A 22,525-nucleotide genomic window follows, 5' to 3' on the forward strand; every position below is an offset into this window, starting at 1 on the left:
GTGCCGCCAGTTTCTCCGCTCTCGTCCGCGCGCGGACCGCTCGCCAGCGGGCCAGGGTTCCCATCACGAAGATCGTGAGGACGATCAGGATCACCCCGCGTGTGCGGGGCGCCCTCCGTCGTCGTACCGCCTAAGAGGCTTCTTCCTTGCGGACCGACAGCAGGTCCTCCAGCTGTTCCTCGCGGGCCTGGGCGGCCACGAAGAGGAGTTCGTCGCCCGCCTCCAGGGAGTCCTCCCGGGACGGGGTGAGGACACGCGTGCCGCGGATGATGGTGACCAGGGAGGTGTCCTCGGGCCACTCCACGTCGCCGACCGTCGTGCCGGCCAGCGCCGACTCCTCCGGCAGGGTCAGCTCGACCAGGTTCGCGTCGCCGTGGCTGAAGCGGAGCAGGCGGACCAGGTCGCCGACGCTCACCGCCTCCTCGACCAGGGCGGACATCAGGCGCGGGGTGGAGACGGCGACGTCCACGCCCCAGGACTCGTTGAACAGCCACTCGTTCTTCGGGTTGTTCACCCGGGCGACGACCCGCGGGACGCCGTACTCCGTCTTCGCCAGCAGGGAGACGACCAGGTTGACCTTGTCGTCGCCGGTCGCGGCGATCACGACGTTGCAGCGCTGGAGCGCGGCCTCGTCCAGGGAGGTGATCTCGCAGGCGTCGGCGAGCAGCCACTCCGCCTGCGGGACGCGCTCGACCGAGATGGCGGTCGGCGCCTTGTCGATGAGAAGGACCTCGTGGCCGTTCTCCAGCAGTTCGCCCGCGATCGAGCGGCCGACCGCACCGGCACCGGCAATGGCGACCCTCATCAGTGACCGCCCTCCTCTTCGGGGCCCTCGGCGAAGGACGCCTCGACCTTCTCGATGTCGTCCGTGCGCATCATCACGTGGACCAGGTCGCCCTCTTGCAGCACCGTCTGCGAGGTGGGCAGGATCGCCTCGCCGAGGCGGGTCAGGAACGCCACCCGGACGCCCGTCTCCTCCTGCATCTTGCTGATCTTGTGGCCGACCCAGGCGGTCGAGGCGTGCACCTCGGCCAACTGGACCCCACCGGTGGGATCGCGCCACAACGGCTCCGCACCCGAGGGCAGCAGCCGGCGCAGCATCTGGTCCGCCGTCCAGCGGACCGTGGCCACGGTCGGGATGCCCAGGCGCTGGTAGACCTCGGCACGCCGGGGGTCGTAGATGCGCGCCGCGACGTTCTCGATGCCGAACATCTCGCGGGCCACGCGCGCGGCGATGATGTTGGAGTTGTCGCCGCTGGAGACCGCGGCGAAGGCGCCGGCCTCCTCGATGCCCGCCTCGCGCAGGGTGTCCTGGTCGAAGCCGACTCCGGTCACACGACGACCACCGAAACCGGAGCCCAGTCGTCGGAAGGCGGTGGGGTCCTGGTCGATCACGGCGACCGTGTGCCCCTGTTGCTCCAGGGTCTGGGCGAGAGCGGAACCCACTCTCCCGCAGCCCATGATGACGATGTGCACGACCGTCCTTCCGGTGTCAACAGTTACTGCTCAGCCACATCAGGGTCTCAGACCGAGGCCCAAGCTACACACGCGCGGTAGGACGACGGCACCCCTGTGCACGGTTGCCCCTGACTCGTGACGATCAGCGGCGGCTGATGCTGCGGAGGCTCGCGAGAGTCAGGAATCCGAGGCCGACGAGGGTGGCCGCGGCGCCGATCAGCTCTGGGGTCGTGTGCATGAAAAGCTCCGGAGGCGGTAGGGGGGCGGGGGTCTTGTCATATAGGCATGCGGAGCCGGCCGCCCCCGGAATCCGTAGCCGGGGAGGGGGCCGATTTCACCCGGAGAGCAGATGCGGGGTGCCGGGTGGTTGTTCGCCCGTTCGAACGCTTACGCTTCTCTGTTGTGTCCAAACTGACCGACGTGCCCAAACGGATTCTCATCGGGCGCGCACTGCGCAGTGATCGGCTCGGGGAAACGCTCCTGCCGAAGCGCATCGCCCTTCCCGTGTTCGCCTCCGACCCGCTGTCCTCCGTGGCGTACGCGCCCGGCGAGGTGCTGCTGGTCCTGTCCATCGCGGGTGTGTCGGCGTACCACTTCAGCCCCTGGATCGCCGTGGCGGTCGTCGTGCTGATGTTCACGGTGGTCGCCTCCTACCGGCAGAACGTGCACGCGTACCCGAGCGGCGGCGGCGACTACGAGGTGGCCAACACCAACCTCGGCCCCAAGGCCGGCCTCACGGTCGCCAGCGCCCTGCTCGTCGACTACGTCCTCACGGTCGCCGTCTCCATCGCCTCCGGCATCGAGAACCTCGGCTCCGCGATCCCCTTCGTGGTCGAGCACAAGGTGTTCTGCGCGATCGCCGTGATCGTCCTGCTGACCCTGATGAACCTGCGCGGGGTCAAGGAGTCCGGCTCGCTCTTCGCGATCCCGACCTACGTCTTCGTCGCGGGCGTCTTCGTCATGATCGCCTGGGGATCGTTCCGCGGCCTGGTGCTGGACGACACCATGCGGGCGCCGACGGCGCAGTACCACATCAAGGCCGAGCACCAGGGGCTGGCCGGTTTCGCCCTCGTCTTCCTGATGCTGCGCGCCTTCTCCTCCGGCTGTGCCGCGCTCACCGGTGTCGAGGCGATCTCCAACGGCGTGCCGGCGTTCCGCAAGCCCAAGTCCAAGAACGCGGCGACCACGCTCGCGGCGATGGGCCTGCTGGCCGTCACCATGTTCTGCGGGATCATCGTGCTGGCCATGGTCACCAAGGTCCGCATGGCGGAGAACCCGGCGGTCGACCTCCTCAAGAACGGCGCCGCGGTCGGCCCGGACTACGTGCAGAACCCGGTGATCTCCCAGGTCGCCGAGGCCGTCTTCGGCAAGGGCAGCTTCCTGTTCGTCGTGCTGGCCGCGGCCACCGCGCTGGTGCTGTTCCTCGCCGCGAACACCGCCTACAACGGCTTCCCGCTGCTCGGCTCGATCCTCGCCCAGGACCGCTACCTCCCGCGCCAGCTCCACACCCGAGGCGACCGCCTCGCCTTCTCCAACGGCATCGTGCTGCTGGCCGGCGCGGCCGGACTCCTGGTGTGGATCTACGGCGCCGACTCGACCCGGCTCATCCAGCTGTACATCGTCGGCGTGTTCGTGTCCTTCACGCTCAGCCAGACCGGCATGGTCCGGCACTGGAACCGCCACCTGGCCACCGAGAAGGACGCCGCGAAGCGCAGCCACATGATCCGCTCCCGGGCGATCAACGCCTTCGGCGCCTTCTTCACCGGGCTCGTCCTGGTCGTCGTCCTGGTCACCAAGTTCACCCACGGCGCCTGGGTGGCCCTGCTCGGCATGTGCATCTTCTACGCGACGATGACGGCGATCCGTAAGCACTACGACCGGGTCGCCGAGGAGATCGCGGCGCCCGAGGGCCCCAGCGACGACAGCCTGCGCCCCTCCCGGGTCCACTCCGTCGTCCTGATCTCCAAGATCCACCGCCCGGCGTTGCGGGCCCTGGCGTACGCCAAGCTGATGCGCTCGGACTCCCTGGAGGCCCTGAGCGTCAACGTCGACCCCGCCGAGACCAAGGCACTGCGCGCCGAGTGGGAGCGGCGCGGGATCGACGTACCGCTGAAGGTGCTGGACTCCCCGTACCGCGAGATCACGCGGCCGATCATCGACTACGTCAAGGGGCTCAGGAAGGAGTCGCCGCGCGACGCCGTCTCCGTGATCATCCCCGAGTACGTGGTCGGCCACTGGTACGAGCATCTGCTGCACAACCAGAGCGCGCTCAGGCTCAAGGGCCGGCTGCTGTTCACGCCGGGGGTCATGGTGACCTCGGTGCCGTACCAGCTCCAGTCCTCGGAGGCGGCGAAGCTGCGGGCCCGCAGGCGGCAGGAGTGGAACGCGCCGGGTTCGGTGCGGCGCGGTCCGGCCGCCGTGGACCGGGCGAAGGAGTCGTCGGCGCCGAAGTAGACTGGTGGGCTGTTGTCCTGGTGGGTTGTCGTCCCGCCTCTTCCCTTGACGTTGTGGAGTCACCCCGCCATGCAGGCAGAACCGAAGAAATCGCTGGTGGGGCTGGAGTTCGAGGTCGAGGTCGGCCCCGTCGCCCACGGCGGGCACTGCATCGCCCGCACGGAGGACGGCCAGGTGCTCTTCGTCCGGCACACCCTGCCCGGTGAGCGGGTCGTGGCCAAGGTCACCGAGGGCGAGGAGGGCGCGCGGTTCCTGCGTGCCGATGCCGTGGAGATCCTTTCGGCCTCCAAGGACCGCATCGAGGCGCCCTGCCCCTACGCCGGGCCGGGCCGCTGCGGCGGCTGCGACTGGCAGCACGCGAAGCCGGGCGCCCAGCGGCGCCTCAAGGGCGAGGTGGTCGCCGAGCAGCTCAAGCGGCTCGCCGGTCTCACCCCCGAGGAGGCCGGCTGGGACGGCACGGTGATGCCGGCCGAGGGGGACAAGCTGCCGGCGGGCGAGGTGCCCGCCTGGCGCACCCGCGTGCAGTACGCGGTGGACGCCGACGGCAACGCCGGTCTGCGCCGCCACCGTTCGCACGAGGTCGAGCCGATCGAGCACTGCATGATCGCGGCGCCGGGCGTCAGCGAGCTGGGCATCGAGGAGCGCGACTGGTCCGGGATGGCGTCGGTCGAGGCGATCGCGGCCACCGGCTCCCAGGACCGCATGGTCATCCTGGAGCCCCGTCCCGGCGCCCGCCTGCCCCTCGTCGAACTCGACAAGCCCGTCTCCGTGATGCGCGTCGAGGAGAAGGACGGCGGCATCCACCGCGTCCACGGCCGGGCCTTCGTGCGCGAGCGGGCCGACGGCCGCACCCACCGGGTGGGCAGCGGCGGCTTCTGGCAGGTCCACCCGCAGGCCGCCGACACCCTGGTCAAGGCCGTCATGCAGGGCCTGCTGCCGCGCAAGGGCGAGATGGCGCTCGACCTGTACTGCGGGGTCGGGCTGTTCGCGGGCGCGCTGGCCGACCGCCTCGGCGACAAGGGCGCGGTCCTCGGCATCGAGTCCGGCAAGCGCGCGGTCGAGGATGCCCGGCACAACCTTGCCTCCTTCGAGCGGGTCCGCATCGAGCAGGGCAAGGTGGAGAGCGTTCTGCCGCGCACCGGCATCACCGAGGTCGACCTCATCGTCCTCGACCCGCCGCGGGCGGGGGCCGGGCGGAAGACGGTCGAGCACCTGTCGTCGCTGGGGGCGCGCAGGATCGCGTACGTCGCCTGCGATCCGGCCGCGCTGGCTCGGGACCTGGGGTACTTCCGGGACGGGGGGTACCGGGTGCGGACGCTTCGGGTGTTCGATCTGTTTCCGATGACGCATCACATGGAGTGCGTGGCGATTTTGGAGCCTGCTGCAAAGGGGGTCTGACCTCCCTTGCCCTTCGCCAGGAGGGTGGCCCGCGGTCAGTCCGGGAGATCATTGGTGGTGCCCTGGTCGGAGGCGTCCGAGCACTTGTCGCCGTAGACGCGGATCTCGCCGCCGGCCCAGGTGGTCCGCAGCTGGTCGGCGGCGGTGTGGCAGTCCCAGATCAGCGTCTTGGTTCCGGACGCCGTGGTGGCACGGCCCACGTCCAGGCAGCGGCCGGCCCCGGTACCGCGCAGGCGTGCGTCGGGGGGGCCAGGGGGCTGCCGCCGGTCACCTGGGGGGCCTGGTGTCCGGCGGTCGCGTCGGCGGTGGCGGGGAGCGTCAGTGCGGTCTGCCTCTCTCAAGGGGCTAGGTCACGAGCTGGTGATCGTGTGCACGCAGGTCAGCGCTGAAGGGTGAGCAGACCCGGCCGGTACGGCAGCTTCAGGTAGTCGGGGTTGGTCGCGTTGGGATCCCTGCCCTGGTAGAGGAACTGCAGGTTGCAGGGGTCGATGGTCATGGTCTGGTCGGGGTTGTTGCGGACCAGGTCGCCGTGGCTGATGTCGTTGGTCCAGGTGGCACCGCTGTTGGCCTTGCCGGCGAAGGGGTTGGACTCGGTGGCGGCCTGCGGGGTCCACGGGCCGTTCAGGCTGGAGGCCGTGAACGAGCGGAAGAATCGTTGCTCGGTCGCTCCCCGAGCCTCGACGATCATGAGGTACTGGTTCTGGCCCTGGACCTTGTAGACCTCCGGCGCCTCGAACAGGTTCTTCTCCGTGTCGGTCATGACCGTCGTGTACGACGAGCCGAAGCTGCCCGGGAAGTTCCCGATCGGCATGGTCGACTTGAAGATGCCGCCCTTGTCGTTGGCGAAGAACAGGTACATGTTCTGGTCGTCGGCGATCACGGTCGGGTCGATCGGGCCGCCGGTGGGGAGGCTGCCGGTGAACAGCTCCTGCGGCGCGGACCAGCCGTTGGGGTTGGTGGGGTCGCTGGACGTGCGGTAGGTGAAGGGCCAGGCGGTGCCCCACCCGTTCGAGACCAGCACCCAGATCTTCTTGGGCGCGAAGTAGAAGAGTTTGGGCGCCACCGCCGACCCGCTGATCCTGGTCTGGCCGGCCGAGGCCATGTCCGGCCAGTTCGTGAAGGGCCGGAACGTCATCGCACCCCACGACGATCCGTCGGAGACGGTCGCGTAGACCAGGTGCTGGCCGTTGTAAGTCACGGTGGTGAAGTCCTTGAGCGCCACCCAGCCGTTCGCCGGCTGCGCCAGCGGACCGGTCGACGTCCACCGGTATGTCGACGGAAGAGCACACGAGTTGGGCGTCCCGGACGGGCCGGTCCACTTCTGGTTGGTGCCTCCGCTGCAGTTCCAGAGCTGCACGGCCGTGCCGTTGGCCGTGGCGCCGCCCGACACGTCCAGGCACAGGCCGGACTCCACGGCGACGATCGTGCCGTCGGAGTTGACCCGCCACTGCTGGTTGGTTCCGCCGTTGCAGGACCAGATCACCGGCCGGGTGCCGGCCGTGGTCGCGTGGCCCGGGACGTCCAGGCACTTGTTGCCGTACACGGTCAGCTGGTTGTTGTCCGTCAGCGTCCACTGCTGGTTGGTCCCGCCGTGGCAGTCCCAGACCTGCACGTTCGTGCCTTCGGTCTGGGCGCCACCCGGTACCTCGAGACACCGGCCGCTGCCGACACCGCGTACGGTGCCGGTGGTGGCCGCCTGAGCCGGATCGGCGACGAGCGTCGCCGCCGACGCGACCAGGGCCGCGAGCACCACGGACAGATGACCGCGGCTGAAACGTAGTCTGCGCAATGCGGGCCTCATTCGTGAGTGAGCGTCACCGGTTCGGCCCCTTCAGGGGCTGTCCGGACTGTCGGTGTGTTGCGCCTCGACCTCGTCGTGTTCTCGATGTGTTCTCGATATCGAACGAAGGTCGAAGGATCGAGCGCGACGGAGGATGGAGACCGATGTGCTTCCTCGCGGCCTAGTTCCTCACGATGCGCCACCGGTTGTCGGCAGTGCCGTCGTCCGAGTCCTGGACCGCGAACGCACCCACGGCGGTGGAGTTGTTGGCGATGGCGAGCAACTTGCCGCTGTTCTCGTTGCGGATCTTGTAGGTTCCGTCTCCCTGGTCGAGCAGCGTCCACCGGTGGTCGGCGGTGCCGTTGTCCGACCACTGCAGGACGGTCGCGCCGTCCGCCGTCGACATGTTCAGGACGCCGAGCACCTTGCCGCTGTGGGCGTTGCGGAAGCGGACCGCGTTTCCGTCGGCGATCATCTGCCAGTCGTGGTCGGCGGTGCCCGAGTCGTTCCACAGCAGGGCGCGGCCACCGTCGGCCGTGGACATGTTCTGGATGCCCAGCACGAGACCGCTGCCCACGTTGGTGAGCCGGACGGTGCCGCCGGTGTTCCAGTAGACGGTGTAGTTGTGGCCGTGCGCGTCGTGGAACGGGCCCAGGTTGACGGTGGAGCCGTTGGCGGTCGCGGTGAAGGCGAGCGAACCGCTGCTGGTCCGGGTGATCGAGGACGTGGTCAGCGACGGGAGGGAACTGAGCCCGGCGTCACCGTAGTTGCCGGACAGGACCACGGGGCCGTAGGTGATCGCGGCGACGTTCGGGTTGTCGTTGGCCGCTCGCATGACGACCCGCATGGGCAGACGGACGGTGACCGTGTCGCCGGAGGTCCAGGAGCGGGTCAGGGTGGCGTAGCTGCCGGGGTTGGTGGCGATGTTCTGCGCGACGCCGTTGACACTGATGGTGGCCCCGGTCGTCCAGCCCGGGACGCGGATGCGCATTGCCCAGGTACCGCTGACGTTGCCGGTGACCTGAAGGGTCGTGGTGTCGCTGACGGGGTACGTCGTGGTCTGGGTGACCGTGATGCCACGCTGCGACCAGTTGAGCACCGAGGGCACGAACAGGTTCACGATCAGGGTGTCGTCACTGCGGAAGTAGATGGAGTCCATCAGCCTGGTGTGCATCTCCAGGCCCGTTCCCTGGCAGCACCAGAAGGTGCCGTAGTCGGTGCTCCAGGTGCCGCCGCCCCACGCCGGGCCCACACCGCGGCGGCCGCCCGGATTGAGGGGGGTGAAGTAGGTGACGTGGCCGTGGTCGTCGGCCGGGTTCTGCTGGCCGATCATCTGGTTGAGCCACGCCTGCTCGTAGTAGTCGAACAGCGCGGCCCGGTTGGGATCCAGCGCGTACAACTCCCGGGTGAGGGTGAGCATGTTGAAGGTGTTGCAGCTTTCGCACGTGTCCTTGTTCAGATAGCCGGCGATGGCGTTCGGCGCGCGGAAGTGCTCCGCCTGGCTGTTGCCGCCGATGGCGTAGGTGTGCGCGTTGACGGTGAGGTTCCAGGCGTTGGTGGCGATGTCCCGGTAGCGGGTCGTGCCGGTGGCCTTGTACTCCCGGGCTGCCCCGATCCACTTGGGCACCTGGGTGTTGGCGTGCAGTCCGCTGAGCTGGTCCTGGCCGGATGCCAGGGGGTCGAACACCGCGGCGTGGTCGAACCGCCGGGCGACGGTGAGCCACCGCGCGTCGCCCGTCTGCTGGTAGAGGTCGGTCAGCACGGTGTTCATGCCGCCGAACTCGGTCTGCAGCATGGTCTGCATCTGCTGGCCGCTCAGCCTGCCCGTGCGCCAGTCGACCCATCCGGCCAGGGCGAGCAGCACGTCACGGGCCTGTGTGCTGCCGATGTGGCGCCATACGTCCAGCAGGCCGGCGAGGGTCTTGTGGATGGTGTAGTACGGCACGTTGCCATTGCTCAGGGTCCGCTGTTCGAGCGCGGTGAAATCGGACTCGGGGTAGCCGGAGAGGTACCCGGCGTTGAAACCGGCGGCGCCGTTGTTGGCCTGGCATTTGGCCAACTCCGCGACCATGTGGGTCGCCTTGTCCCGGCAGACGGTGTCCCCGCTCACGGCGTACAGCTGTGCCCAGGCCGTGAGGAAGTGCCCTTGGACGTGGGTGCGGAAGGGGAAGTCCGGCGCGTCCCAACCGCCGGTGGCGGCGGCGCCGTTGGTGGAGAGCCGGTGGTTGGCGCGGAAGTTGTAGAGCAGCCGGTCGACGTCGACGAACCGCAGATAGTTCTGCGTTCGGTTCTGGTTGTCCAGCCAGCGGCTTGCGGTGAGCCGGACCTGGGCGAGTTCGAAGGGGTGCGCCAGGGCCCCGATGTCGGCTCTTGCGGGAGGAACGGCCGCCTGCGCGGGAGACGCGCCCATGAAGGATTCCGTTGCGGATGCGGCGACCGTGGCCCCGGCTACTTGCAGCAGTCGCCGTCTGCTGACGAAGGAAGACATCTTGCACCTTTCGATGACGAGGAAGCGATTGCTCGGTCGTTGACACCCGGCGGGACGCGGACCTTTCCGCTGCTGCGGTTGCCCAGGACGAACTCGCCCCCGGTCTGCCGGTGCAACTGCCACTGGCGGGTCCGGCCGTCGGCGGTCAGAACTCGAACGTGCCGGTGATTCCGTAGTAGTCAGAGCGGACCCGGACGCAGTCCCAGTCGCTCACGTCGCCCGGGGGAATGGGACGAACGCAGGTGCCGTCGCCCAGCTCGGTGGCAGCGGGCGAAGGGTGGTGCCGGAAAGCGCGCGGTTCGGGGCATGGGGGGTGGGTTCCTTCCGGAGGCGAGGCCGCTCTCGCACCGCGAATGACCGATATTCCGAACACGGGTCGAATTGCCGGACAGGGTCGGCGCCGAACGTAAAGGGTTTCCCGCGCGGAAGTCAACGTGTGTGACAGGGCTGCTTCTTCGGTGTCCGGGCGGCGCGAAATGCGCCGGACAGTACTCGTCGGAAACGTTGACGAAGCCGCGGCCCAAACTTATCTTCTGCTCGAAGTTCCGCACGCTGATCGATATATCGAGCAATCGCGCGGACTGGCCGCGCCCGGAGGAAGATTGAGCAGAGAGGGGAGGGTTCTTCAGCCAACCGGCGCTGGGATGCAGCCGGTCGACCGGCTCGGCGGCGTCTGATCAACTGGCCGCCACGCCCACGTCGGCCCCCTGCCCCGCAGGCACGCCCACGGAGCGGAAGGCTGACGGATGCGCGGACGGACGCAGCTCGCGGCGGGGGCGCCGGGCAGGTCAGCCCTTGCCCATGGCCTTGCGGACGGCGTCCTTGGTGCGGTCCATGAGGGCGGCCACCGGACCGAGGGCCATGTTGGCGGTGGCGGACTCGACACCGGGGTGGGGCCGAGTGGGAGCCATCGCCTCGGCGGCCTTGACGGCTTTGGCCATGGCGGCGAGGTTCGTGACGTCCGTGCTGCGGCGGATGTGGGAGAACTCGTAGCGCTCCTCCGCCCGCGCGTGCTCCTGCACCTCGGTCCGCAACCGCACCAGCCTGGGCATGAACTCGGGGTCGTCGGTGTCCATGTCGTCCAGGGCGGCGAGGGTCTCCTTCGCTGACTTCTCCTCCGCCAGGCGGTCCTTGACGACCTGTTGACCGCCCTGGACCGCCATGCGGACGAAGGGGTGCACGACTTCTTCCTCGGCGGTCTCGTGCACGGCCAACAGCCGGACCAGGCGCCGGAAGGCGTCCCGGCGCTCCTCGCCCTCGCTCTGCTCGACCTCGTCGAAGAGATTGCGGATGTCGCCGTGCTGGCGCATGAGCAGGGCCACCACGTCGATGTCGGGCGCGTGGTCGTCGCCCGCCCGGGGCGTCCGGAGCTCGGTCATCTGGGGCCGCCTCACTTCTCGCGCTGGGCGGGGTCGGGGTGCTCGCCCTCGGTCTGGACGCGGTACTCGCGACCGAACATGGCGTCGTGTTCGGCCATGATCCGGTCGCTCGGCGGGGCTTCGCCGCCGTGGATCTGTTCCTGCATCTTCTCGAACCGCTCGTGCGCCTCCCGCACATAGCCGGCGCCGAGAGTGGTGAGGTCCATCTGCGTGTCCAGCAGCTCGCGCACGTACTGCTTGTTCGGCTCGAAGGTGAGCACGTTCGGCAGCTCCGGTGCCAGGACCTCCTCCGGGTCGCGTCCGTCGTGGCGGCGCATGAGGTCGCAGGCGGTGTGCAGGTGCTCCAGCTCCATGTTGAGGTGCAGCTCCCAGATCGACTTCACCCTGGGGTCGCTCTCCTGCTCCATGAACGAGTAGTACAGGTAGCACTCGTTGTACTCGTGGTTGACGAGCTGCTCCCACCACGTCTCGCCCGGGTCGACGAGCGACTCGTAGTGGGTGACGTGCTCTTCCTCGATCAGCCCGATCTCCTGGTAGAGCTGGCGGGCGATGGGCTCCATGTAGGTGGGGCCGGTGTTCATGTAGAAGTTCATGGTCTGCTGTTCGGCCGACATGATCGTCAGCGCGTGCAGCTTCGACAGGGGGTCGGTCGCGTCCTTGTCGTACGCGTCGCGGACGTTGTCGACCGGGTCCCGGTGGTGGTACCGCGTGGGCCGGCCCGGCATCACCTCGGTGAGGCTGTCGACGATCGACTCGGCCTTGCGGTGCTCGATCATCTCGTAGAGGTTGGCGTAGCGGTACAGGTGGTCGAAGTCCTCCAGGACGCCGAACTGGTACGCCTGCCGCAGATACGGATCGGGTTCCATCCGGGCCACCCAGGCGGTGAGGTCCACGGCGACCTGCTCGTAGGCGATGGTCGTCTCCAGGACCGAGGAGACGCCGGGGAGCAGCCAGTTCACGACCTTCTGCTGCTGGGCCTCGATGTAGCGGGTGCGGGCGAGCTGCTGTTTGACCTCCGGGTCGACCGTGTTCCGGGCGAGCTGGTGGCTGAAGAGGATCGCCTCCACCTCGATGCCGTTCATCGTGATGATGCGGCACCGGGTGTAGGGGTCGCACCGGTCCGGATCGATCGGCTGCACGTTCAGCTCACGCCAGCTGCGCAACTGGCGGTCGAGCGGGATGCCCCGCTGCTCGAGTGGGTTGAAGGTCATGGCGGTTGCCTCCTGGGGGCGGGCGACTCGCACGCCGGCGGGTGTCCCGCCACGGACGACGAGCACAGGTCCGCCTTCGAGTCTCACCGGCACCACTAGCTTTCAGCCACCGCTCGCGTCCGACGAGGGTGCTGTTCCCACGACCGGGCCAGCCCGGGATGACAGGGCCGGTGGAGTGTGCAGGACGGGATCGGGCGCCACGGGGTGATCGTTCGCGCGGCCGGTGAAGTGTGCAGGACGGGAGCGGGCGCACCGGGTGGTCCTCCGCGCGGTGGAGACCCCTACCGCGCTGTTGGACCGGCCGGTGAGGTGGGCTCGGACGGTCGCAGGCCGAAGGTCACAGGTCGGTGGTCGGTGGTCGCGGCTATCCGTCGCCACGGGGCTGCCGGCCACACCGGTCCGTCCGGCAGCCGCACGGAGCCGCTCGTCGCAGGCGGACCTCCTCGGGCCCCTCCCGTCACCACGGTCCGGCCGCACGTCGACCACCGCGTAGCCTGTGGTCAGGGCGTCGACCGGGATCCGCGCGCGACGGCGCAGAGCTCTCCGCGGGATGTGCGTCGTGTCCTCGAAGCGCCCGTCCCGATGACCCACCGCATGCCGTGCGTGGTCATGCTGGACCCCTCGACAAGTGACCCCCGGGAGGCCCGTCGTATGAGGATCTCGCACCGTGCCCAGTCCGTCGCGCCGTTCTACGCCATGGAGTTCGGCAAGCATGCCGCGGTGCTGGAGGCCGAGGGGCGGCACGTCGTCAAGCTCAGCCTGGGGGAGCCGGACTTCGGGGCGCCGCCGGCCGTGATCGACGCGATGCGGGACGCCGTGGGCAGCAGGCCGATGAGCTACACGGGGGCGCTCGGGCTGCTCGAACTGCGCCTCGCCATAGCGCGGTTCTACGGGGAGCGGCACGGTGTCGACGTCGATCCGGGCCGGGTCGTCGTGACCGCCGGGGCGTCGGCCGCGCTGGTGCTGGGTGCCGCCGCCCTCGTCGACCCCGGGGACGAGGTGCTCATCGCCGACCCCTCGTACCCCTGCAACCGGCAGATCGCCGAGAGCTTCGGGGCGCGGGTCACGCTCGTGCCCACCAGCGCCGGGTCGCGGTACCAGTTGGACACGGCCTCCGTGCGGTCGTACTGGACGGACCGCACTCGCGGGATCATGGTCGCGAGCCCCTCCAACCCGACCGGCACCTCCGTCCCGGCCGAGGAGCTGGCGGCCATCTGCGAGCTCGCCCGGGAGCGGGACGCGTGGCGGATCGTCGACGAGATCTACCTCGACCTCGGCGACCACGACGAGCAGGGGCGGCCACCGCGCAGTGTGCTGTCGTACGACCCGGAAGCCGTCGTGATCAACAGCTTCTCGAAGTACTTCGGGATGACCGGCTGGCGGCTGGGCTGGTGCGTGGTGCCCGAGGCGCTGGTGCCCGCGCTGGAGCGGCTGGCCCAGAACTACATGATCTGCGCGTCCACCCCGGCCCAGTACGCCGCGCTCGCGTGCTTCACACCCGAGTCGCTCGCGGTGTGCGAGGAGCGGCGGGCCGAGTTCGGGCGGCGGCGGGCCCTCGTCCTCGACGGGCTCGCGCAGATCGGGCTGCCGGTGCCCGTGGAGCCCGACGGGGCGTTCTACGTCTACTTCGACGTGAGCGGTACCGGGCTCACCTCGTGGGAGTTCTGCGGCCGGGCGCTTCAGGAGGCGCAGGTGGCGCTCACGCCCGGGCGGGACTTCGGGGTGGGCACCGCCGACACGCACGTACGGCTGTCCTACGCGGCCTCGGCCGAGGAACTGCGCGAGGGGATCGCGCGGCTCGGGAAGTTCGTCGCCACGCTCGGCTAGACATGGCACAGGGGCCGGTCCGAGCGGACCGGCCCCTGCCTCACGCGGATGCTCAGACCAGGTCGAAGCGGTCCAGGTTCGAGACCTTGACCCACGCGTCGACGAAGTCCTTCACGAACTTCTCCTTCGCGTCGTCGCTCGCGTAGACCTCGGCGAGCGCGCGCAGCTCCGAGTTGGAGCCGAAGACCAGGTCGGCACGGGTGCCGGTCCACTTCAGCTTGCCGGTCTCCGCGTCACGGCCCTCGAACGCCGTCTGGTCCTCCGAGGTGGACTTCCACGTCGTGCCCAGGTCGAGCAGGTTGACGAAGAAGTCGTTGCTCAGGACGCCCGGACGGTCGGTGAAGACGCCGTGCGCCGTGCCGCCCTGGTTGGCGCCGAGGACCCGCAGACCACCGACGAGGACGGTCATTTCGGGGGCGCTCAGGGTGAGCAGGTTCGCCTTGTCGAGCAGCAGGTACTCGGCCGGCAGACGGTTGCCCTTGCCTACGTAGTTGCGGAAGCCGTCCGCGACCGGCTCAAGCGCGGCGAAGGACTCGACGTCGGTGTGCTCCTCGGTCGCGTCCACACGGCCCGGGGTGAAGGGGACCTCCACGGCGTAGCCGGCGTCCTTGGCGGCCTTCTCGACCGCCGCGGCGCCCGCGAGGACGATCAGGTCGGCCAGGGAGACCTTCTTGGCGCCGGTGTTGAACTCGGCCTGGACGCCCTCCAGGACGCGCAGCACCTGGGCGAGCTGCTCGGGGTCGTTGACCTCCCAGCCGCGCTGCGGCTCCAGGCGGATGCGGGCGCCGTTGGCACCGCCGCGCTTGTCGCTGCCGCGGAAGGTCGACGCCGAGGCCCACGCGGTGGACACGAGCTGCGAGACCGTGAGGCCGGTCTCCAGGACCTTGGCCTTCAGGGCCGCGATGTCGGCGGCGTCGATGGTCTCGCCCTCGGCCTGCGGCAGCGGGTCCTGCCACAGCAGCGTCTCGGCGGGGACCTCCGGGCCGAGGTACAGGGACTTCGGGCCCAGGTCACGGTGGGTCAGCTTGTACCAGGCGCGGGCGAAGGCGTCCGCGAACTGGTCCGGGTTCTCGTGGAATCGCTTCGAGATCTCGCCGTAGATCGGGTCGAAGCGCAGCGAGAGGTCGGTGGTGAGCATCGTGGGCCGACGCTTCTTCGACGGGTCGTGGGCGTCCGGGATGATCTCCTCGGAGTCCTTGGCCACCCACTGCTTGGCGCCGGCGGGGGACTCGGTGAGCTCCCACTCGTAGCCGAAGAGGATGTCGAAGAAGTCGTTGCTCCACTGGGTGGGCTTGGTGGTCCAGGTGACCTCGAGACCGGAGGTGATGGCGTCGCCGCCCTTGCCGGTGCCGTAGGTGGACTTCCAGCCCAGGCCCTGCTCCTCCATGGAGGCGGCCTCGGGGTCGTTGCCGACGTGGTCGGCGGGACCGGCGCCGTGGGTCTTGCCGAAGGTGTGACCACCGGCGATGAGGGCGACGGTCTCCTCGTCGTTCATCGCCATGCGGCGGAAGGTCTCACGGATGTCGCGGGCCGCGGCCAGCGGGTCCGGGTTGCCGTTGGGGCCCTCGGGGTTGACGTAGATGAGGCCCATCTGGACGGCGCCGAGCGGGTTCTCCAGCTCACGGTCGCCGGTGTAGCGCTGGTCGTCGAGCCAGGTGGTCTCGGGACCCCAGTAGACGTCCTCGTCGGCCTCCCAGACGTCGGCGCGGCCGCCGCCGAAGCCGAAGGTCTCGAAGCCCATCGTCTCCAGCGCCACGTTGCCCGTGAGGATCATCAGGTCGGCCCAGGAGATGGACTGGCCGTACTTCTTCTTGACCGGCCACAGCAGACGGCGGGCCTTGTCCAGGTTGCCGTTGTCCGGCCAGCTGTTCAGGGGCGCGAAGCGCTGCTGGCCACGACCGCCACCGCCGCGGCCGTCGCTGATGCGGTAGGTGCCGGCGCTGTGCCAGGCCATCCGGACCATCAGCGGGCCGTAGTTGCCGAAGTCGGCCGGCCACCAGTCCTGGGAGGTGGTGAGCACCTCGGCGATGTCCCGCTTCACCGCGTCCAGGTCGAGGGCCTGGAACGCCTCGGCGTAGTCGAAGTCCGCACCGAGCGGGTTCGCCACGACGGGGTCCTTGGCGAGGATCTTCAGGTTCAGTCGCTCCGGCCACCACTGGCGGTTGCCGCCGCCCTGGGTGGGGTGCGCGGCACGCCCGTGCGCGACCGGGCAGCCACCGGTGCCCTCGGGCTTGGAGTCGGTGACGATGGCGTCGTGGTTCTCAGACAATTTGAGTCCTTCCGAACTGGTGGATCACGGTGCTGAAGTAAGCCTTTGGGCGGAACAGGCGGGGCACAGGCCCCAGTAGATGACCTCGGCCTCGTCGATCGAGAAGCCGCGGTCGTCGGAAGCTGTCAGGCAGGGCGCGTGACCGACGGCACAGTCGACGTCGGCGACGGTCCCGCACGACCGGCAGACCAGGTGGTGGTGGTTGTCCCCGACCCGTCCCTCGAACCGTGCAGGGCTGCCGGGCGGCTCGAGGCGGCGCACGAGGCCGACCGCGGTGAGCGAGTGCAGGGCCTCGTACACGGCCTGGAGGGATATGTGGCCGAGACGGTCGCGCACTCCCGTGGCGATCGCGTCGGCCGCGAGGTGGTCACCGGCCCGGACGGTCTCGAGCAGTGCGACGCGCGCGGCCGTCACCCGCAGGCCGGCACCGCGCAGCTCAGCGGCGGTGTTCGGAAGCTGGGGGGCGGTCATGGGGACCAACCTACCCCCACAAACACGAATGGTTCAAGAAATGGAACCGTTCCAAGTCTGTGTCGCGTCAGATCCGGGCCCTCTCCGCTGCGTGAAGGCGCTCACAACACTGCCCGGTCAGGTGTGCGGGCGGTGTAACCCCTGATGAACGGCTCGGGAGACATCTGTGTAATGGGTGTTTCGTACGGTCGGTGGAGATCGAATCGGCCGAGGTCAGGAGGCGCGCCCGTGGTGCGGACGGTCTGCTCGTACTGCGGCGTGGGCTGCGGCCTGGTCCTCGACATCGGAACGGGCCCGGACGGACGGCGTACGGTCCTGAAGGCGTCCGGCGACAAGGAGCACCCCGCCAACTTCGGCAAGCTCTGCACCAAGGGCGCGACCACCGCCGACCTGCTCGCGGCGCCGGGGCGGCTGTCCACGGCCCTGGTGCGCCCCGAGCGGGGCGAGGAGCCGGTGCCGGAAGCCGTCGGCGTGGCGATCACCGAGACGGCCCGGCGGCTGCGGGAGATCGTCGACGAGCACGGTCCCGACGCGGTCTCGCTCTACGTGTCCGGGCAGATGAGCCTGGAGGCCCAGTACCTGGCGAACAAGCTCGCCAAGGGATTCCTGCGCACCAACCAGATCGAGTCGAACTCCCGGCTGTGCATGGCGAGCGCCGGCACCGGCTACAAGCTCTCGCTCGGGGCGGACGGCCCGCCCGGCTCGTACCAGGACTTCGAGAAGGCCGACCTGTTCTTCGTCATCGGCTCCAACATGGCCGACTGCCACCCCATCCTGTTCCTCAGGATGATGGAGCGCGTGAAGTCGGCGGGCGCCAAGGTGATCGTCGTCGACCCGCGGCGCACCGCCACGGCCGCGAAGGCGGACCTGTTCCTCCAGATCGAGCCGGGCACCGACCTCGCGCTGCTCAACGGCCTGCTCCACCTGCTGCACGAGAACGGCGACACCGACCCGGACTTCATCGCCGCCCACACCGAGGGCTGGGAGGCGATGCCGGAGTTCCTCGCCGACTACACGCCCGCCGCGGTGGCCGGCGTGACGGGCCTCGCCGAGGAGGACATCCGGGAGGCGGCCCGGCTGATCGGCTCGGCCGGCGAGTGGATGAGCCTGTGGACCATGGGGCTCAACCAGTCCACCCACGGCACCTGGAACACCAACGCCCTGGTCAACCTGCACCTCGCCACGGGCGCCCTCTGCCGCCCCGGCAGCGGGCCCTTCTCGCTCACCGGCCAGCCCAACGCCATGGGCGGCCGCGAGATGGGCTACATGGGCCCCGGGCTGCCCGGCCAGCGGTCCGTCCTCGTCGACGAGGAGCGGGCCTTCATGGAGGACCTCTGGGAGCTGCCCCCGGGCACCCTGCGCGCCGACGGCGTCGGCAAGGGCACGGTCGAGATGTTCCAGAAGATGGCCGAGGGCGAGATCAAGGCCTGCTGGATCATCTGCACCAACCCGGTCGCCTCCGTCGCCAATCGCCGCACGGTCATCGAGGGCCTGGAGGCCGCCGAGTTCGTCGTCACCCAGGACGCCTTCGCCGACACCGAGACCAACGCGTACGCCGACGTCGTGCTCCCGGGCGCGCTGTGGACGGAGGGCGAGGGCGTCTTCGTCAACAGCGAGCGCAACCTCACGCTGACCCCGGCGGTGGCCGACCCGCCCGGCGAGGCGATGGCCGACTGGCGGATCATCGCCGCCGTCGCCCGGGAGATGGGGTACGAGAAGGGGTTCTCGTACGACAGTGCCGAGGACGTCTTCGAGGAGATCAAGCGGGCCTGGAACCCGAAGACGGGATGGGACCTGCGCGGGGTCTCGTACGAGCGGCTGCGCGAGACGCCGGTGCAGTGGCCCGCGGCGTCGGCGGACGGGCCGGACCGGAACCCGATCCGGTACGTGGCGCAGGACGGTTCGCTGAGGTTCCCGACGGCGAGCGGGCGCGGTGTCTTCCACGCCCGGCCGCACATCGCGCCGGCCGAGATGCCGGACGACGACTACCCGTTCGTCCTGAACACCGGGCGGCTCCAGCACCAGTGGCACACGCTGACCAAGACGGCGAAGGTGGCGAAGCTCAACAAGCTGAACCCCGGGCCCTTCGTGGAGCTGCATCCGCAGGACGCGTCCGCCCTGGGGGTCGTCGACGGTGACTCCGTCGAGGTGGCCTCGCGGCGCGGGCGGGCCGTGCTGCCGGCCGTGGTGACGGACCGGGTGCGGCCGGGGTGCTGCTTCGCGCCCTTCCACTGGAACGACCTGTTCGGGGAGTACCTGAGCGTCAACGCGGTGACGAGCGACGCCGTCGATCCGCTGTCGTTCCAGCCGGAGTTCAAGGTGTGCGCGGTGTCGCTGACGCGGGTGCCCACGCCGGTGACGGTCCGGACTCCGGCGGCCGCGGTGGCTCCGGCCCCGTTTCCGGCGGCCGCGCTGGAGGCCGCTGCGGCTGCACCCTCCGCCTCCACAGCCGCGTCCGTCTTCGGCCTCGACCCCGCACCGCCGCCCGTCCTCACCGCGCAGGAGCGTCAGTACCTGGTGGGCTTCCTCGCCGGGGTCCCCGCCGGGGCGCCCGGGGTGCCGGTGCTGCCGCCCGACGCGCCCTTCAGCCCCGAGCACGCACTGTGGGTGAACGGCACACTCGCCGGGATGTACTCCCGGGCGGCGGCCACACAGCCTTCGGCCACACTGTCACGTCGTGAGGTCGTCATCCTGTGGGCCTCGCAGACCGGCAACGCCGAGGAGTTCGCGGTCGCCACCGCCGAGCGGCTCAAGACGGTCGGCCACCCCGCCTCCCTGCTCGGCATGGACGAGGCCGACCTCGGCGAACTGCCGCCCGGCGCCGACCTGTTGCTGATCACCAGCACCTTCGGCGACGGTGACGCCCCGGACAACGGCAGCGGTTTCTGGGAGACCCTGGCCGACCCCGGCACCCCCCGCCTGGAGGGCCGCCGGTACGCGGTCCTGGCCTTCGGCGACTCGTCGTACGACGACTTCTGCGGGCACGGTCGCCGACTCGACCAGCGCCTCGACGAACTGGGCGCACTGCGGCTGGCCCCGCGCACGGACTGCGAGCCGGACTTCGAGGACGCGGCGCACGGGTGGCTGGACCAGGTGCTGACGGCGCTGACCGACACACCGACGCCCGGCGCGCAGGGGGCGGCTCCCGCCGTGATCCAGGCGACTGCCACGGCTCCCTCCGTCACCTCGCCGACCGTTACGGCACCCTCCGTCACCTCGGCGATCGCGCCGGCTCCCTCCGTCGCCCCGCCGACCGCTCCGGCCCCCTCCGTCACCCCGCCCCGTCCGAAGAAGACCGCCCCCGTCCTCGCCCGCCTCACCGGCAACCGTCTGCTGAGCCTGCCCGGCGCCGGCAAGGAGGTCCGCAGGTTCACCTTCGACACCCGGGACGGCGAGAGGCCGCTGCTGTACGAGGCCGGCGACGCCCTGGGCATCCGGCCGCTCAACTCGGCCGACCTGGTCGAGGAGTGGCTCGCGGTCACCGGTCTGGACGCCGGGGCCGCGGTGGACCTGAACGGGGTGGGCGAGGTCGCGCTCGGCGAGGCGTTCCTGCGCCACCTCGACATCACCAGGATCACCCCGGGCCTGCTCCGGTTCGTCGCCGAACGCACCCGGGACCCACGGGAGTTGAAGAAGCTCCTGCGTCCGGACAACAAGGACGAGCTCGCCAAGTGGGGCTGGGGCAGGCAGGCCGTGGACGTGATCACGGAGTACGCCGTGCAGGCCCGCCCGCAGGAGTGGGCGCAGACCCTCGGACGCCTCCAGCCGCGCCTGTACTCCATATCGTCCAGCCCGCTGACCGACCCGCACCTCGTCTCGCTGACCGTCTCCGTCGTGCGCTACGAGAACCTGCACGGCAGGCCCCGCCAGGGCGTCTGCTCACCCTTCCTGGCCGACGCCGCCGCGGACACCCCGGTGCCCGTCCACGTCCAGCGCTCCCCGCACTTCCGCCCGCCGACCGACTCCGCCACACCCATGGTCATGGTCGGCCCCGGCACCGGCGTGGCACCCTTCATCGGCTTCCTGGAGCAGCGCCGGGCCCTCGGCCACCGGGGCCCGAACTGGCTGTTCTTCGGCGAACAGCACAGGGCGACCGACTTCTACTACGAGGACGAGCTGACCGGCTTCCTCGCGGACGGCACCCTCGCCCGACTGGACACCGCCTTCTCCCGCGACCAGCGCGCCAAGGTCTACGTCCAGGACCGGATGCGCGAACACGGCCCGCTGCTGTGGTCCTGGCTCCAGGACGGCGCCCACTTCTACGTGTGCGGCGACGCCTCCCGCATGGCGAAGGACGTAGACCAGGCGCTCCGGGACATCGCGGTGCTGCACGGCGGCCTGGACGAGGCGGGCGCGGCGGCTTACGTGAAACAACTCGCCACCGACAAGCGCTATGTGCGGGACATCTACTGACCGAACCCCCGCGTGGGGGCCGGACCACACGTGGGAGTATCAGTCGCCATGAGGGCGTCCCCTGCGGTCCGGAGCCTGCGCGCGGCGGTGTTCGCCGCGCTCTGCGTGCTGCTGGCCGCCGGGGGACACACCCTGGCGACCGGCATGGCGCCGCCGGTGTGGACGCAGACCGCCGGTTTCGTGCCGGTGTTCGTCGCCGGGTGGCTGCTCGGCGGCCGGGAACGGTCACTCGGAGCCATCGGCGGGGCGACGCTCACTTCCCAGGGCGGACTGCATCTGGCCTTCGGCGCGGCGCGTCCGCACACCGTGATGGTCATGCACGGCATGCGCATGACCCACACGAACGTCCACGCCCTCACTCCGCACGCCACCGCGGCCCACCTGTCGGCCGCCCTCCTGCTGACCTGGTGGCTACGGCGCGGCGAGGCGGCTGTGTGGTCGCTGCTGCGCCGGGCCGTCGCCCTCGTCCCCGGCCTCGCGGCCTGGTGGCAGGGGTACGGCCGTCCGGTCGCCCCGGACCCGGTGCGCCCGCCCGCCGACGCCCCGCGTGCCCCCCGCCCCCTCCTGCTCCGCCACACGGTCCACCGGCGCGGACCGCCCACGACGATCCCGTACCCGATCTGACCCCTCCATCCCTTTTCTGTCAGTACGGAGATCCCTCACCCATGTCCTCGACACGCACTGCCCTGCGCCGCGCCGGCCTCGGCACCGTCCTCGCCGCCTCCGCCGTCCTCACCGCCGCGGGCGTCGCCTCCGCGCACGTCACCGTCCACCCCGACAGCTACGCCAAGGGCGCCACCGACGGCGCCCTGACCTTCCGCGTGCCCGACGAGAGCGACACCGCGAGCACCACGAAGGTCCAGCTCTTCCTGCCCACCGACCACCCCCTGCTCGGCGTGCTCGTCTCCCCGCACGACGGCTGGACCGCCAAGGTCACCGACACCAAGCTCAGGACGCCGGTCAAGACGGACGACGGCACGATCACCGACGCGGTCTCCGAGATCACCTGGACCGGCGGGAGGATCGCCCCGGGCCAGTACGAGGACTTCGACGTCGCCTTCGGCCAACTGCCCGACGACACCGCCCGGCTGCCCTTCAAGACCCTCCAGACCTACTCCGACGGGAAGGTCGTCCGCTGGATCGAGGAGACCGCCCCGGGCGACGAGGAGCCGGAGAACCCGGCGCCGGTCCTGAAACTGACCCCGGCCGGCGGCAGCTCGTCCGCCGCCGCGAAGACGTCGACGGCCACCCCCGAGGCCTCCGCGAGCGACTCCACCGCCCGCGGACTCGGCGTCGCCGGTCTGGTCGTGGGCGTCCTGGGGCTTGCGGCCGGTGCCCTCGCCGTCGTACGGAGCCGCCGTACGCGCTGAGGGGGAA

At 70.1% G+C, this 22,525-nt stretch carries 14 protein-coding genes and 1 pseudogene; 6 read left to right on the forward strand and 9 right to left on the reverse strand.

Translation table 11 applies throughout. The annotated features are described in order from the left end of the window. Nucleotides 1–130 precede the first annotated feature (130 nt). Nucleotides 131–805: a TrkA family potassium uptake protein gene (locus tag ABZ098_RS10860; protein WP_020122416.1), complete on the reverse strand. Its 675-nt coding sequence runs from the start codon at nucleotides 803–805 to the stop codon at nucleotides 131–133. Continuing rightward, nucleotides 805–1,476: a TrkA family potassium uptake protein gene (locus ABZ098_RS10865; RefSeq protein WP_007385233.1), complete on the reverse strand. Its 672-nt coding sequence runs from the start codon at nucleotides 1,474–1,476 to the stop codon at nucleotides 805–807. Before ABZ098_RS10865 ends, ABZ098_RS10860 begins: the two co-directional genes overlap by 1 nt. 384 nt (nucleotides 1,477–1,860) lie before the next feature. On the opposite strand from ABZ098_RS10865, the gene ABZ098_RS10870 reads away from it, so the two are divergent. Both ABZ098_RS10870 and ABZ098_RS10875 read left to right on the forward strand, forming a co-directional pair. Then, nucleotides 1,861–3,912, forward strand: coding sequence for an APC family permease (locus ABZ098_RS10870; protein ID WP_356589424.1), 2,052 nt, complete (start codon nucleotides 1,861–1,863; stop codon nucleotides 3,910–3,912). Between the two features lie 69 nt (nucleotides 3,913–3,981). Beyond that, complete coding sequence (locus ABZ098_RS10875; RefSeq protein WP_356589426.1) at nucleotides 3,982–5,310, forward strand: class I SAM-dependent RNA methyltransferase; 1,329 nt, start codon at nucleotides 3,982–3,984, stop codon at nucleotides 5,308–5,310. A 50-nt stretch (nucleotides 5,311–5,360) separates the two neighbouring features. Here ABZ098_RS10875 and ABZ098_RS10880 read toward each other — a convergent pair. From ABZ098_RS10880 to ABZ098_RS10900, 5 genes and pseudogenes are all read right to left on the reverse strand, one after another. Beyond that, nucleotides 5,361–5,584 (reverse strand): annotated as a pseudogene (locus ABZ098_RS10880) (ricin-type beta-trefoil lectin domain protein); the annotation flags it as partial. A 105-nt stretch (nucleotides 5,585–5,689) separates the two neighbouring features. Then, a complete protein-coding gene (locus ABZ098_RS10885) occupies nucleotides 5,690–7,111 on the reverse strand; it encodes a non-reducing end alpha-L-arabinofuranosidase family hydrolase (protein ID WP_356589428.1) in 1,422 nt (473 codons plus the stop codon). Nucleotides 7,112–7,271: 160 nt separating this feature from the next. Next, nucleotides 7,272–9,578, reverse strand: a complete 2,307-nt coding sequence (locus tag ABZ098_RS10890) for a beta-L-arabinofuranosidase domain-containing protein (protein ID WP_356589430.1) — start codon at nucleotides 9,576–9,578, stop codon at nucleotides 7,272–7,274. A gap of 788 nt (nucleotides 9,579–10,366) precedes the next feature. Next, a complete protein-coding gene (locus ABZ098_RS10895) occupies nucleotides 10,367–10,957 on the reverse strand; it encodes a hemerythrin domain-containing protein (protein WP_356589432.1) in 591 nt (196 codons plus the stop codon). Nucleotides 10,958–10,968: 11 nt separating this feature from the next. After that, nucleotides 10,969–12,168 (reverse strand): hypothetical protein, encoded by a 1,200-nt coding sequence (locus tag ABZ098_RS10900; protein WP_356589434.1) that lies wholly within the window; start codon nucleotides 12,166–12,168, stop codon nucleotides 10,969–10,971. 651 nt (nucleotides 12,169–12,819) lie between these two features. On the opposite strand from ABZ098_RS10900, the gene ABZ098_RS10905 reads away from it, so the two are divergent. Continuing rightward, on the forward strand, nucleotides 12,820–13,995 hold the full coding sequence (locus ABZ098_RS10905) for a pyridoxal phosphate-dependent aminotransferase (RefSeq protein ID WP_356589436.1): 1,176 nt from the start codon (nucleotides 12,820–12,822) through the stop codon (nucleotides 13,993–13,995). A 52-nt stretch (nucleotides 13,996–14,047) separates the two neighbouring features. Here the strand turns inward: ABZ098_RS10905 and katG are convergent, their stop codons facing one another. Both katG and ABZ098_RS10915 read right to left on the reverse strand, forming a co-directional pair. Beyond that, the gene (katG, locus tag ABZ098_RS10910; RefSeq protein ID WP_356589438.1) at nucleotides 14,048–16,264 is read right to left on the reverse strand and encodes a catalase/peroxidase HPI; all 2,217 of its coding nucleotides are present in this window, start codon (nucleotides 16,262–16,264) and stop codon (nucleotides 14,048–14,050) included. A 24-nt stretch (nucleotides 16,265–16,288) separates the two neighbouring features. After that, entirely contained in the window at nucleotides 16,289–16,735 is a 447-nt protein-coding gene (locus tag ABZ098_RS10915; protein WP_356589440.1) for a Fur family transcriptional regulator, read from the reverse strand. Between the two features lie 171 nt (nucleotides 16,736–16,906). Here ABZ098_RS10915 and ABZ098_RS10920 point away from each other — a divergent pair, with 171 nt between their 5' ends. From ABZ098_RS10920 to ABZ098_RS10930, 3 genes are read left to right on the forward strand one after another with little or no spacing between them, the layout of a single operon-like run. Beyond that, nucleotides 16,907–21,148, forward strand: a complete 4,242-nt coding sequence (locus ABZ098_RS10920) for a molybdopterin-dependent oxidoreductase (RefSeq protein WP_356589442.1) — start codon at nucleotides 16,907–16,909, stop codon at nucleotides 21,146–21,148. A 48-nt stretch (nucleotides 21,149–21,196) separates the two neighbouring features. Continuing rightward, a complete protein-coding gene (locus ABZ098_RS10925; RefSeq protein ID WP_356589444.1) occupies nucleotides 21,197–21,772 on the forward strand; it encodes a hypothetical protein in 576 nt (191 codons plus the stop codon). Between the two features lie 41 nt (nucleotides 21,773–21,813). Then, complete coding sequence (locus tag ABZ098_RS10930) at nucleotides 21,814–22,518, forward strand: YcnI family protein (protein WP_356589446.1); 705 nt, start codon at nucleotides 21,814–21,816, stop codon at nucleotides 22,516–22,518. The last annotated feature ends 7 nt before the right edge of the window (nucleotides 22,519–22,525 follow it).

Origin of the sequence: Streptomyces sp. NPDC006335, assembly GCF_040612795.1 — a bacterium.
Classification (GTDB): domain Bacteria; phylum Actinomycetota; class Actinomycetes; order Streptomycetales; family Streptomycetaceae; genus Streptomyces.